12 protein-coding genes are annotated in these 12506 nt (G+C 69.6%); 1 reads left to right on the top strand and 11 read right to left on the bottom strand.

Translation table 11 applies throughout. From position 1 onward, the window contains the following. Positions 1-13: 13 nt before the first annotated feature. The 9 genes from ACQBAU_RS09095 to ruvC form a co-directional block, all read right to left on the bottom strand. Entirely contained in the window at positions 14-2215 is a 2202-nt protein-coding gene (locus ACQBAU_RS09095) for a RelA/SpoT family protein (RefSeq protein WP_434550619.1), read from the bottom strand. A 225-nt stretch (positions 2216-2440) separates the two neighbouring features. Next, positions 2441-3490: a potassium channel family protein gene (locus tag ACQBAU_RS09090; protein WP_434550557.1), complete on the bottom strand. Its 1050-nt coding sequence runs from the start codon at positions 3488-3490 to the stop codon at positions 2441-2443. Beyond that, on the bottom strand, positions 3487-4020 hold the full coding sequence (locus ACQBAU_RS09085) for an adenine phosphoribosyltransferase (protein ID WP_465256652.1): 534 nt from the start codon (positions 4018-4020) through the stop codon (positions 3487-3489). Before ACQBAU_RS09085 ends, ACQBAU_RS09090 begins: the two co-directional genes overlap by 4 nt. 32 nt (positions 4021-4052) lie before the next feature. After that, positions 4053-5405, bottom strand: coding sequence for a protein translocase subunit SecF (gene secF / locus ACQBAU_RS09080; protein ID WP_465256603.1), 1353 nt, complete (start codon positions 5403-5405; stop codon positions 4053-4055). Beyond that, positions 5405-7012: a protein translocase subunit SecD gene (gene secD / locus ACQBAU_RS09075; protein ID WP_465256651.1), complete on the bottom strand. Its 1608-nt coding sequence runs from the start codon at positions 7010-7012 to the stop codon at positions 5405-5407. Before secD ends, secF begins: the two co-directional genes overlap by 1 nt. An 81-nt stretch (positions 7013-7093) precedes the next feature. Then, complete coding sequence (gene yajC / locus ACQBAU_RS09070) at positions 7094-7627, bottom strand: preprotein translocase subunit YajC (RefSeq protein WP_465256602.1); 534 nt, start codon at positions 7625-7627, stop codon at positions 7094-7096. Positions 7628-7700: 73 nt separating this feature from the next. Beyond that, positions 7701-8744 carry a Holliday junction branch migration DNA helicase RuvB gene (gene ruvB / locus ACQBAU_RS09065; RefSeq protein WP_434550560.1) on the bottom strand — a complete coding sequence of 348 codons (1044 nt, stop codon included), beginning with the start codon at positions 8742-8744 and terminating at the stop codon, positions 7701-7703. After that, positions 8741-9358, bottom strand: coding sequence for a Holliday junction branch migration protein RuvA (ruvA, locus tag ACQBAU_RS09060; RefSeq protein ID WP_434550561.1), 618 nt, complete (start codon positions 9356-9358; stop codon positions 8741-8743). The genes ruvB and ruvA overlap by 4 nt, the downstream gene beginning before the upstream one ends. Continuing rightward, a complete protein-coding gene (ruvC, locus tag ACQBAU_RS09055) occupies positions 9355-9927 on the bottom strand; it encodes a crossover junction endodeoxyribonuclease RuvC (RefSeq protein WP_434550562.1) in 573 nt (190 codons plus the stop codon). Before ruvC ends, ruvA begins: the two co-directional genes overlap by 4 nt. A 112-nt stretch (positions 9928-10039) precedes the next feature. On the opposite strand from ruvC, the gene ACQBAU_RS09050 reads away from it, so the two are divergent. Continuing rightward, complete coding sequence (locus ACQBAU_RS09050) at positions 10040-10576, top strand: MOSC domain-containing protein (RefSeq protein ID WP_465256601.1); 537 nt, start codon at positions 10040-10042, stop codon at positions 10574-10576. 19 nt (positions 10577-10595) lie between these two features. On the opposite strand, the gene ACQBAU_RS09045 is transcribed toward ACQBAU_RS09050, so the two are convergent. Further along, positions 10596-11345 (bottom strand): YebC/PmpR family DNA-binding transcriptional regulator, encoded by a 750-nt coding sequence (locus tag ACQBAU_RS09045; RefSeq protein ID WP_434550564.1) that lies wholly within the window; start codon positions 11343-11345, stop codon positions 10596-10598. 45 nt (positions 11346-11390) lie between these two features. Beyond that, positions 11391-12404 (bottom strand): GNAT family N-acetyltransferase, encoded by a 1014-nt coding sequence (locus ACQBAU_RS09040; protein ID WP_434550565.1) that lies wholly within the window; start codon positions 12402-12404, stop codon positions 11391-11393. Between the last annotated feature and the right edge of the window lie 102 nt (positions 12405-12506).

Below are 12506 nucleotides of genomic sequence, written 5' to 3'. Positions count from 1 at the left end.
AAGGCGAGCCGCCTCATTGGCTGAGCCGGTAGACGTCGAAGACCGACGGCACCTGCCGGACGGCTCGCAGCACGTGGTCGAGGTGCGCCGGGTCACCGGTCTCGAAGGTGAACCGCGCCTTGCACACCTGGTCCTTGCTGGTCGCCAGGCTGGCCGACAGGATGTTGACGTGCTGGTCCGACAGCACACGGGTGATGTCGGACAGCAGCCGGTTCCGGTCCAGCGCCTCGACCTGGACCGCCACCAGGAAGGAACTCTGCGCGTTCGGCGCCCACTGCACCGGCACGATCCGCTCCGGGGACCGGGTGAGGTCCTGGGCGTTCGTACAGTCACGGCGGTGCACCGACACGCCTGCTGATCGGGTGACGAAGCCGATGATCTCGTCACCGGGCACCGGCGTACAGCACTTGGCGAGCTTGACCCACAGGTCGGTGGCGCCGACCACCTCGACGCCCGCGTCGTCGTGGGTCGGCCTGGGACGGGTCGGTCGCTCGTCCTCGGTCGCCTCCTCGGTGACGGCGTCCTCGCCGCCCTCCAACTGCAGCAACCGGGCGACCACGGCCTGCGGGCTGACGTGCTTCTCACCGATCGCGGCGAACAGCCCGGTGACGTCGGGCGCCCGGAAGTACGTCGCGACCGCTGTCAGGTGCTCCATCGTCAGCAACCGCTGCATCGGGACCCCGGTCCGGCGGATCGACTTGGCCAGCTCGTCCTTGCCGGTCTCGATCGCCTCGTCGCGGCGGGACCGGGTGAAGTGGTGACGGATCTTGTTGCGGGCCCGCGGGCTCTTGACGAAGTTCAGCCAGTCCTTGCTCGGCCCCGCGTCGGGTGCCTTCGAGGTGAGGACCTCGACCGAGTCGCCGTTCACCAGGATCGACTCCAGAGCGACCAGCCGGCCGTTCACCCGGGCACCGATGGTCCGGTCGCCGACCTCGGTGTGGATGGCGTAGGCGAAGTCGACCGGCGTCGAGCCGTACGGCAACGCCATCACGTCACCCTTCGGGGTGAACACGTACACCTCGCTGGAGCTGATCTCGAACCTCAGGGAGTCGAGGAACTCACCGGGGTCGTCGGTCTCGCGCTGCCACTCCTGGATCTGCTGCAGCCACGACAGGTCGTCGCCGCCGGTGCCGGCGTGCGACTTGGACTCCTTGTACTTCCAGTGGGCGGCGACACCGTACTCGGCCCGCTGGTGCATGTCGGCGGTGCGGATCTGGAGTTCGACCGGTCGCCCGCCGGGCCCCAGCACGGTGGTGTGGAGCGACTGGTACATGTTGAACTTCGGCATCGCGATGTAGTCCTTGAACCGCCCCGGCAGCGGGCGCCACCGGACGTGCATCACGCCGAGCGCGGCGTAGCAGTCGCGCGGGGAGTCGACCAGCACGCGCAGCCCGATCAGGTCGTAGATGTCGGAGAACTCCCGACCGCGGACCACCATCTTCTGGTAGATCGAGTAGTAGTGCTTCGGCCGACCGGACACGGTGGCCTTGATCTTGGCCTCCTTGAGGTCGGCGCGGACGACCTCGAGGACCTCGGCGAGCATCCCTTCGCGTGACGGGGCCCGTTCGGCGACGAGGTGGACGATCTCGTTGTAGATCTTGGGCTGCAGGGTTGCGAAGGCGAGGTCCTCGAGCTCCCACTTGATCGTGTTCATGCCGAGCCGGTGGGCCAGCGGGGCGAAGATCTCGAGGGTCTCGTTGGCGATCCGGGCCTGCTTGTCGGGCCGCAGGTGGTAGAGCGTCCGCATGTTGTGCAGCCGGTCGGCCAGCTTGATCACCAGGACGCGGATGTCACGGGCCATCGCCACGATCATCTTGCGCAGCGTCTCGGCCTTGGCCGACTCGCCGTACTTCACCTTGTCGAGCTTGGTGACGCCGTCGACCAGCAGCGCGACCTCGTCCCCGAAGTCGGCGCGCAGGTCGTCGAGCGCGTAGTCGGTGTCCTCGACCGTGTCGTGCAGCAGCGCGGCGCACAACGTGGTCTCGGTCATGCCGAGACCGGCCAGGATGGTCGCCACGGCGAGTGGGTGGGTGATGTAGGCGTCGCCGCTCTTGCGGAGTTGACCGGTGTGCCACTTCTCGGCCGTCCGGTAGGCGCGCTCGATCAGCGCGAGGTCGGCCTTGGGGTGGTTGGCCCGGACGGTGGAGAACAGCGGTTCCAGTTCGGCCGTGGTCTGCTTCGTGCCGGCACCGAAGCGGGCGAGGCGGTGCCGCATCCGGACCCGGGGCGCTTCGGGACCGGTGGTGAGGCGGACCGGCAGGCCCGCCTGGGAGGCGCCGTGCCGTGCCGACTCCTCCCGGCTCTCCGGTTCGGTCCGGGCCGGGACAGGTTCTGCCATGGCGGCTCCCTCCCCTCGTCGGCTGCACGGGTGACTGCTCACCCCGTCGGCAAGTCTACGTTCCCGACACGCCGGGGCCGTGCGGGGCGCGTGGGACCAGCGCTACTGGTCCTCGGGTGCCTGCCGGACCACGATCACGTGGTCACCGGTCTGCAACTCGGCGACCGCCGGGTCGTAGAACCGCCGCAATGTCTTGTTCCGGACCACCGCGACCACCTGCTCGCCCTCGATCTCGGAGGGGTGGCGACCGACTTCGTCCGGGGCGGCCAGCCGCTCGAACACCTCCAACCCCTCGCCGGAGCTCAGGATGTCCTCGATCACGGTACCGAGGTTGGGACTCACCGCCGACAGCCCGAGCAGTCGGCCGACAGCGTCGGAGGAGGTGACGACCGCGTCGGCACCCGACTGTCGCAGCAGCGAGGCGTTGTCGTGCTCCCGGCAGGCCACCACCACGTGGGCACTGGGATTGAGCCGCCGGACGGTCAACGTGGTCAGGATCGCCGAGTCGTCCCGGTCGAGGGTGATGATGATCTCGCGGGCCTTGCTGATCTCGGCGCGTTGCAGCAGCTCGCGGCGGGTCGCATCACCTTGCAGGGCCGCGACGCCGTCACGGCTCGCGTCGTCGAGGGCACGTTGTTGGCCGTCGATCACGACGACCTTGGTCAGGTCGACCTCGTTGCGGATCATGGTCTGGACCGCGGCCCGGCCCTTGGTGCCGTAGCCGATGACGACGACGTGGTTGCGCATCCTCTTCCTCCAACGGGCGTCGATGTAGATGCGGCGGCCCTGGTTCGCCAGGACCTCCAGGGTGGTCCCGACCAACAGCACCAGGAACGTGATCCGCATCGGCGTGACGATGAACGCGTTGATCAGCCGGGAGTGCAGGGCGACCGGGGTGATGTCGCCGTACCCGGTGGTGGTGATCGTGACCGTCGAGTAGTAGAGGGCATCGACCAGGTTGACCGTACCGTCACTGTTGTCGGTGTAGCCGTCCCGGTCCAGCCACACCATGGCCACGATCAGGACCAGCAGAACACCGGCCAGTGCCGCCCGCTGGCCGAGCTGCACCAGTGGGGTCGATCGCCGGAACGGGAGCCGGATCAGGGCGTCGGAGACGTATTCGCGACCAGTCCGGACGTCCCGTGCGCTCACGACGTCACCACACTGCAGACAGGTCCCAGACCGGCTCCGACGATCCGGTCCCGGCCACCCAGGTCGGGCAGTTCGAGCAGCACGCCGACGCCGACCGTGACTCCCCCGACCTGCCGTACGAGGTCAGCGGTGGCGACCACCGTGCCGCCGGTGGCGAGGACGTCGTCGACGATCCACACCCGGGCCCCGGGCGGCAGTGCGTCCACCTGCATGGTGAGACTGGACTCGCCGTACTCGAGGGCGTAGCTGTGGCTCACCAACGCGCCGGGCAGCTTGCCGGGCTTGCGGACCGGCACGAAGCCGCAGCCCAGGGCCAGTGCGACCGGTGCCCCCAGGATGAAGCCGCGGGCCTCGACCCCCACCACCGCGTCGATCGGACCGGGAACCGCCTCGGCCATCGCGTGCACCGCGGCGGCGAGCCCGGCGGGGTCGGCCAGCACCGGGGCGATGTCGGAGAACAGCACACCCGGGGACGGGAAGTCGGGCACGGTCCGGACCAGGTCCGCGACGACCCGAGCGTGTGACGTCACCTTCACCCCGCCCGTCTCCTTCACCCCGCCCGTCATCGTCGCCTGCTGCGTGTCTTCCGCACCGGTTGTGGTCGTTTTGCGCCACCGGACCGCAGCTCCCGATCCTTCGCCGCACTGGTGCCGTGCGGGCCCGCGGAGTCAGTGCCGGCCGTGGCACCGGCGGTCACCAGCTGCGGCTCGGTCTGCTTCACCGCGACCGAGCCCGTGCCGGCGGATGCCTTGCGGCGGCGGGCCACCCGTTGGTTGTGCTTCTTGATGCCCGGTTCGCGGTTCTTCATCACCACCAGCAACGGTGTCGCGATCACCAGCGACGAGTACGCGCCGGCGATCATGCCGGTGAACAGCGCCAGCGACAGGTCCTTCAGCGGCCCCTCACCGAGGATGACGGTACCGGCGAACAACAGTGCCGCGACCGGCAGCACACCGATGACGGTGGTGTTGATCGACCGCACCAGCACCTGGTTGACGGCCAGGTTGGCCGCCCGGGCGTACGTGTGGGTGGTCTGTCCCATCAGGTTCTTGGTGTTCTCGCGGACCTTGTCGAAGACCACCACGGTGTCGTACAGCGAGTACCCGAGGATGGTCAGCACACCGATCACGGTCGCCGGGGTGACCACGAAGCCGACGGCCGCGTACACCCCGACCGTGACGACGAGGTCGTGCAGCAAGGCGACCATCGCGGCCACCGACATCTTCCAGTTGCGGAAGTAGATGGCGATGACCAGGGAGACCAGGCCCAGGAAGACCCCCAACGCGATCAGCGCCTGCTGGGTGATCTGTTGACCCCATGAGGCACCGATCAGGCTGTACGCGACCTCCTCGACCGGGACGCCCGCCTGTTCGGCGATGGCGGCCTGGACGACCGGCACCTCGGTCTGCGAGTCGAGGGTCCTGGTCTGGATCCGGACCCGGTCGGTGCCGATGGTCCGGACCGTCACCTCACGCATCTCGGGCAGTCCGGTGGCGACCACCGCGTCGGTGAAGTCGCCGACGGTCTCGTCGGTCACGGTGGCGTGCACCTGGAAGTCGGCTCCACCACGGAACTCGATGCCGAGGTTGAAGCCCCGGATGCCGACGATCGCGACCGACGCGACGATCAGCAGCGCCGAGAAGAGGAAGAACCACTTCTGCAGACTGATGAAGTTGAACGACAGGTCACCGCTGTACAGCCGCTCCGCGAAGTTCCGTCGGGGCTCAGCCTTGACGGGGGCCGCGGGCTCGTCGTCGTCAAGATCCTCGTCGTCGTCAAGATCCTCGTCGTCATCCTCGAGGTCCTCGTCGTCATCCTCAAGGTCCTCGTCGTCCTCGAGGTCCTCGTCCACCTCGGTGACGTCGGTGTCCACTTCCTCTTCGTCGCGACCCCGGCGACGGTCTCCGCGTGCCATCAGGCCCTCCCTCCGGCAACGGCGCGACGCCGACCGGGCAGCGACTTCACGCCCAGATGGCGGGCGTCGAGTCCGGACAACTTGTGGCCGCCACCGAAGAACTTGGTCCTGGCCAGCAACACCACCAGCGGCTTGGTGAAGAACAGCACGACGGCGAGGTCGATGATCGTGGTCAGCCCGAGGGTGAACGCGAAGCCCTTGACCGAGCCGATCGCCAGGATGAACAGGATGATCGCGCTCAGCATCGACACCGCGTCGGAGATGATGATCGTGCTCCGGGCGCGCTGCCACCCGGTCTCGACCGCGGTCCGCAGGGTGCGCCCCTCACGTACCTCGTCCCGTATTCGTTCGAAGTAGATGATGAACGAGTCCGCGGTCACACCGATCGCCACGATGGCGCCGGCGATGCCGGGCAGGTTGAGTGCGAAGCCCATGCTCTCGCCCAACAGCACCATGCACGCGTACGTCATCGCGGCAGCGATGGCGAGTGAGGAGATGATCACCACGAACAGGCCGCGGTAGTACGCGATGGCGTAGAGCAGCACCAGGGCCAGACCGATCGCACCGGCGATCATGCCCGCCTCCAGCTGCTCACCGCCGAGGGTGGCCGAGACCGTGTCGACCGAGGAGATGTCGAACGCCAGCGGCAGCGCACCGTACTTCAACACGTTCGCCAGCTGTTGGGCCGACTGCTGGTTGAAGTTGCCCTGGATCATCGCCTGGCCGCCGGGGATCGGCTTGTCGACCGTCGGTGCCGAGATGGACGTGCCGTCCAGCACGATCGCGAACCGGTTCTGCGGCTCCTGCTTCTGCGACAGCATGGTGGTCGCCTCGGCGAAGGTCTGCGCCGCCTCGTTGTTGAACGACAGGTTGACCACCCACTGCAGCTCCCCCTGGGGGATGCCGGCGTTGGCGTCGGTGAGGTCCTGGCCCTCGATGATCGACGGACCCAACAACAGCTTCTCGGTCCCGTCCTCGCTGCAGGTGATCAGCGGCTGTCGCGGATTGTCGACCGGCGGCTGATCACAGGTGTAGGCCATGAACTGCTGGTACTCGGCCTCGGTCGGCTGCCAACCCATCGACTCCGCCTCGGGGATGTCGGCACCCTCGGAGCCCGGGCTGGGCGGTGGCACCGTCGGCAGGTTCGGTGCTGGCCGTCCGTTGCCCTCGGTCGTGGCGCTGCCACTGGGCTCACCGGACGGGACGGCACTGCCGGTGGGCTCCCCGGACGGCTGGGCCGATCCCTCACCCGACGGGGTGCCCGAGGGACTGCCCGACGGGGACGGGATCATCGGCGCCACCGGCTGGGCCAGGTAGACGAGGCGGAAGTTCAGGATGGCGGTCTGGCCGACCAGGTCGATCAGCTCCTGCTCCTGCATGTTCGGGACCGACACCACGATCTGGTTGTCACCCGAGACCGTCACCTCGGACTCACCGACGCCGAGCGAGTCGACCCGGTTCTGGATCACCAGACGCGCCTGCTCGAGGCTGTTCTGGTCGACGGCGTTCCCGGTCGCCGGGTCGACGTTCTTCGCGGTCAGGGTGATCGTCGTTCCGCCGCGCAGGTCGAGACCGAGCTTCGGCAGCCAGCTCTGCGTGCCGGCCATGACCGCGTACAGTCCGACCGTCACCAGCAGGAAAACGATGATCACGACTCCCGGGCGCGACTTGGGGGTGGGCGCCACGGCTCAGGCCTTGCGGTTGGTGTCCGTGGTGTCGTCGGTGTCGTCGGACACGGACCCACCCTCGTCCCCGTCGACGCCTGCGTCGACCTGGTCGTCAGCTGCCTCGGAGTCGGCCTGGTCGTCATCGGCCTCGTCGGCGTACGAGCGCCACTGCGAGTTCTGCACCTCGGAGTCGGTGTACTCCGGCTCGTCGACCGGCTCGTCCAGCGGGCCGAGCGGTTCGGGGACCTCGTCGCCCGGGCGGGCCGAGGTCATCTCCAGGTCCTCGTCACCGGGCTGCACCACCCGGACGATGGCGTGCTTGACCACCGTCATCTCGTGCCCGGGCGACAGTTCGATCACGGCCTGCCGCTCGCCGAGCCGGACCAGGTTGCCGTACACGCCGGTGCTGGTGAGCACCCGGGTGCCCGGCTGCAGGTTCTCCAGGGTGGCCCGCTGCTCGGCCTGACGCTTGCGCTGCGGGCGCAGGATCAACAGGTAGAACGCGACGATCATCAATCCGATCATCACGATCGAGGTCAAGAGGTTCTGGTCCATGGCTCCGTTGATCCTGAGACGGCTTGAGTGCTGACCGGCGGAGTCTACCCAAGCTGACCCTCATTTCCACGACTCAGTCGAAGAGGGGGTCCGATTGCGGGTCGAGCGGCTCGGTGTCGGGGCTCGCGGGCGGTCGCAGGCCGAGGTGTTCCCACGCCCGCCGGGTGGCCACCCGACCGCGTGGCGTCCGCATCACGAAGCCCTGTCGGACCAGGAACGGCTCGGCGACCTCCTCGACGGTCTCGGCCTCCTCACCGACCGACATCGCGAGTGTGCCCAGCCCCACCGGTCCCCCGGCGAAGCGGGTGCACATGGCGTCCAGCACCGCCCGGTCGAGCCGGTCCAGGCCGATCTCGTCCACCTCGTACAGGGCCAGCGCCTCCCGGGCGGCGGTCACCGAGAGCCGTCCGTCGCCGCGGACCTCGGCGTAGTCGCGGACCCGGCGCAACAGCCGGTTCGCGATCCGTGGGGTGCCCCGGGACCGGCCTGCGATCTCGGCGGCCGCACCGGGCTCCAGCCGGCCCCCGAGCAGGCCGGCGGACCGGGTCACGATGCGCTCCAGGTCGGCGGCGTCGTAGAAGTCGAGTTGGGCGGTGAAGCCGAACCGGTCACGCAGTGGGCTCGGCAGCAGGCCGGCCCGGGTGGTCGCCCCGACCAGGGTGAACGGCGGGATCTCCAGCGGGATCGCGGTGGCGCCCGGCCCCTTGCCCACCACCACGTCCACCCGGAAGTCCTCCATCGCCAGGTACAACATCTCCTCGGCCGGCCGGGACATCCGGTGGATCTCGTCGAGGAAGAACACCTCACCCTCCACCAACCCGGACAGGATGGCGGCCAGGTCGCCGGCGTGCTGGATCGCGGGCCCGCTCGACACCCGGACCGGTGCCGACATCTCGCCGGCGATGATCATCGCCAGGGTGGTCTTGCCGAGCCCGGGCGGCCCGGACAACAGCACGTGGTCGGCGACCGCGTTGCGGCCCCGGGCCGCGGTCAGCACCAGGTCGAGCTGGTCGCGGACGCGGGGCTGCCCGCCGAACTCGGCCAACGTCTTCGGCCGCAGTGCGGTCTCGGCCGCGATCTCGTCCGGTTCGACCGCCGGGTCGACCTCGCGGCTCACTGTCGCGCCAAGCTCTGCAGTGCCGCCCGCATCAGCACCGCGATCGGGGTGTCGGGCTCGGCGGCGACCACCGGCTCGATCCGCTCACAGGCGGCGGCGGCGTCCTTGGCCGACCAGCCCAGGCCCTGCAGGCCGGAGCTGACCTGGCTGCGCCACGCCTCCTCCGGCTCGGCTCCCCCGCCGCTCGCGGCGGGCAGGTCGCCGACCGGTCCGAGCGCGTTCACCTTGTCGCGGAGCTCGACGACGATCTTCTCCGCACCCCGCTTGCCGATGCCCGGGACCCGGGTCAGCGCGGCCAGGTCGCCGCCGGCGATCGCGGCGCGGAGCTGGTCCGGCTCGTGCACCGCCAACGCGGCCTGGGCCAGTTTGGGGCCGACGCCGTTGGCGGTGATCAGCAGCTCGAACAGGTCACGCCCGGAGTCGTCGGCGAAGCCGTACAGCGTCAGTGAGTCCTCCCGGACGACCAGCGAGGTCGACAGGGTCGTCGGCTGGCCCAACCGCAGCCCGCCGGCGGTGCCGGGGGTGACCTGCACCAGCACCCCGAACCCGGACAGGTCGATCACGGCTGAGGTGGCACCGATCGTGAGCACGGTGCCGGTCAGTCTGGCGATCATGGCCTCATTCCTCGTCGTGCTGCGGCCGCGACGGCCCTGGCGTACCCGTTGCCGGCGGCGGGTCGGTCGGCGGCCAGCTCGGCGAGTCGGTTGACCGGGCCACCACGCCACAGGTGGCACACGGCCAGCGCGAGGGCGTCGGCGGCGTCGGCCGGTCGGGGTGGTTCGGGGAGCCGGAGGATCCGGGTCACCATCGCGCCCACCTGCGCCTTGTCGGCGCGCCCCGACCCGGTGATCGCGGCCTTCACCTCACTCGGGGTGTGCAGCACCACCGGGATGCCCGCGCGGGCACCCACCAACATCACCACGCCGGCCGCCTGGGCGGTGCCGACGACGGTCTGCACGTTGTGCTGGGCGAACACCCGCTCCACGCACACCACGTCGGGGCGGTGCCGGTCGACCCAGTCGACGACCGCCGCCTCGATCCGGACCAGCCGCTTGGCGGTGTCCAGGTCGGCCGGGGTCCGTACGACATCGACCTCGACCAGGTGCGGGGAGCGTCCCCGATCCTGGTCGACGACGCCGAGACCGCAGCGGGTGAGACCGGGATCAATCCCGAGGACACGCATGACCCTCCCAGCAGGCGGTTCGAACAGACGTTCGGCAGCCTACCCAGTGCCGTGCCGGGTGTGGCGGCAAAACGCCGATGCGCGGACGGACGGCGCGGGGCAGACTGCTGTCATGACCGTTGCTGCCGTGAACTCCGACGACGACCACCGCTTCAGCAAGCCGACCCGCGAGGTGATCACCCTGGTCCCCGGGGTCGGTGTGGCCGGTGACTCGCACTCGGGGGCGACCGTGCAGCACCTGTCGCGGGTACGGCGCGACCCGTCGGTGCCCAACCTGCGGCAGGTGCACCTGATGCACACCGAACTGTTCGACGAGGTGGCCGGGCAGGGGTACGTGGTGGGTCCGGGTGACCTCGGCGAGAACGTCACCACGACCGGGGTGGACCTGCTCGGCCTGGGCACCGACACCTTGCTCCGGCTGGGCGCGGACGCGGTGGTGCGGGTGACCGGGCTGCGCAACCCGTGCCAACAGATCAACGACTTCTCCCCCGGCCTGCTCAGCCAGGTGCTGGGTCGGGCCGAGGACGGCGCCGTGGTCCGCCGCGCCGGGATCATGGCCGTGGTCGAGGTCGGTGGCGAGGTCCGGGCCGGCGACCCGATCCGGGTCGAACCGCCCGTCGGCCCCCACCGCCCACTGGAGCCGGTCTGACAGATCGGCCGGTGGTCGATCAGTCCTCGCTGTCGGGGAAGTCGCCGTTGGTGAACACGTTCTGCACGTCGTCACAGTCGTCGAGGGCGTCGACCAGCTTCTCCAGCTTCTCGGCGTCGGCGGGGTCCAGTGGTTGGGTGAAGTCGGGGACGAAGCTGACCTCGGCGGACTCGTAGTCCAGTCCGGCGGCCTGCACCGCCTTGCGGACGTCGACGGTGTCGTTCGGTTCGCTGACCACCTCGAACACCTCACCGAGGTCGTTCACGTCCTCGGGGCCGGCCTCCAAGGTGGCCTCGAGCAGGGCGTCCTCGTCGACGGTGGTCTCGCCCTGCTCCTTGGCGACGATCACCACGCCCTTGCGCTGGAACAGCCGGGCGGTGGAGCCCACGTCGGCCATGGTGCCGCCGTTGCGGGTGACGGCGACCCGCACCTCGGTGGCGGAGCGGTTGCGGTTGTCGGTCAGGCACTCGATCAGCAGCGCGACCCCGGCCGGGCCGTACGCCTCGTACATCACGGTCTCGTAGTCGACGCCGGTGCCGTCGGCCCCCGATCCGCGCTTGACGGCGCGGTCGATGTTGTCGTTGGGTACCGACGACTTCTTGGCCTTCTGGATCGCGTCGTACAGCGTCGGGTTGCCGGCGGGGTCACCGCCGCCCAGCCGGGCCGCCACCTCCACGTTCTTGATCAACTTCGCGAACAGCTTGCCGCGGCGCGCGTCGATCACGGCCTTCTTGTGCTTGGTGGTCGCCCACTTCGAGTGCCCAGACATGCCGTCGATCCTAACGCGGTCAGGCACGTCGGCCGACCGGACGGGTCAGGCCTCGGTGCGCGCGTACATGATCGAGGTGTGCGCGACCTTGTAGCCGACGCTCTCGTACAACCCCCGGCCGCGGGTCTCGTCGAAGAAGTCGACGCCGAGCCCGGCGCCCTCCAGACCGTGCCGGCGGAAGGTGGTCATCGAGGTGGCGAGCAGGGCGGTCGCCAGGCCGCGGCCACGCCAGCCGGGCAGCACGCCGAGGTGGTCGGTCCAGCCCTCGGTGAACCCTTGGGCCTCCCAGTCCTCCTCGTAGCCGGAGTTGAGGGCGTACCCGACGATCTCGCCGGTCGCGACCACCCGGGCCACGTACGACCAGTCGGCGTGGAAGGTGTCCCGTCCGAGCCGTTCCTGCCAGGCGTCCGGGCCCACCTCGGCGGCACCTTCGTGCTCGGCGAAGCACCGGTTGTGGCACTGGCGAACGGCCTCGGCCATGTCGGGGGTGAACCGAACGATCTCGAGGTCGTGCGGCAACTGGACCTCGGGCAGGTCTGCGGCGAACTGTTGCGACATGTCGACCGACCAGCGCACCGGGGTGAACCCGTTCGCGAGGTAGAGGTTGCGGCGGTCGACCAGGTGGTCGTCGACGAAGCAGACCATCCGCAGTGAGCCGAATCCGGGCTGCCAGGTCTCCCGGTGGTGGGCGCGAGCCCGGCTCATCTGCCACTCCAGCAACTGGCGGCCGACACCGCGGCCACGCCAACCGGGGTGGACCCCGCCGGTCAGGTAGACCCGACGGACGTCGACGTCGCCCGGGGAGAGGTAGTTCCAGCCGTACGCGACGGCCTGGCCACCGGGATCGCGGCCGATCAACGCGTTCTCCGCGGGCGGTCGGTAGGCCTGGTGGAACGCGGCCTCGATGGTCTCCAGGGTGTGCCGCTCGACCGGCTCGTCGAGGTGTTCGATCGCGGTGAGGAGCCCGCTGACCTCGGGGAGGTCGGCCGCCTGCAACGGCGTCCAGCTGAGCCCGGTCGTCGGGTCGAGTCGATGGGCCACGTGCGCCACGTCGTCCATCGCGGTCAGTCTCCAGTTCAGCGGTCGGGCCTCGTACGCGGGCCCGGGGGCAACGGTGATGATAGTCGCCATTTGGCCCCGAGCGAAGTCATGCGGCCCGGC

It is taken from the genome of Carbonicoccus niuqiaonis (assembly GCF_050157065.1).
In the GTDB taxonomy this organism is placed as follows: domain Bacteria; phylum Actinomycetota; class Actinomycetes; order Propionibacteriales; family Propionibacteriaceae; genus Avipropionibacterium.
The sequence above is the reverse complement of the archived record's forward strand: the minus strand, read 5'-3'. Positions and strand labels throughout refer to the sequence as shown.

Coding starts and splice junctions, on each gene's coding strand:
- ACQBAU_RS09095 (WP_434550619.1), bottom strand. CDS start 2,215: ATGCGGCACCGCCTCGCCCGCTTCGGTGCCGGCACGAAGCAGACCACG.
- secF (WP_465256603.1), bottom strand. CDS start 5,405: ATGGCACGCGGAGACCGTCGCCGGGGTCGCGACGAAGAGGAAGTGGAC.
- secD (WP_465256651.1), bottom strand. CDS start 7,012: ATGGCCGGCACGCAGAGCTGGCTGCCGAAGCTCGGTCTCGACCTGCGC.
- yajC (WP_465256602.1), bottom strand. CDS start 7,627: ATGGACCAGAACCTCTTGACCTCGATCGTGATGATCGGATTGATGATC.
- ruvA (WP_434550561.1), bottom strand. CDS start 9,358: ATGATCGCCAGACTGACCGGCACCGTGCTCACGATCGGTGCCACCTCA.
- ruvC (WP_434550562.1), bottom strand. CDS start 9,927: ATGCGTGTCCTCGGGATTGATCCCGGTCTCACCCGCTGCGGTCTCGGC.
- ACQBAU_RS09050 (WP_465256601.1), top strand. CDS start 10,040: ATGACCGTTGCTGCCGTGAACTCCGACGACGACCACCGCTTCAGCAAG.
- ACQBAU_RS09045 (WP_434550564.1), bottom strand. CDS start 11,345: ATGTCTGGGCACTCGAAGTGGGCGACCACCAAGCACAAGAAGGCCGTG.
- ACQBAU_RS09040 (WP_434550565.1), bottom strand. CDS start 12,404: ATGGACGACGTGGCGCACGTGGCCCATCGACTCGACCCGACGACCGGG.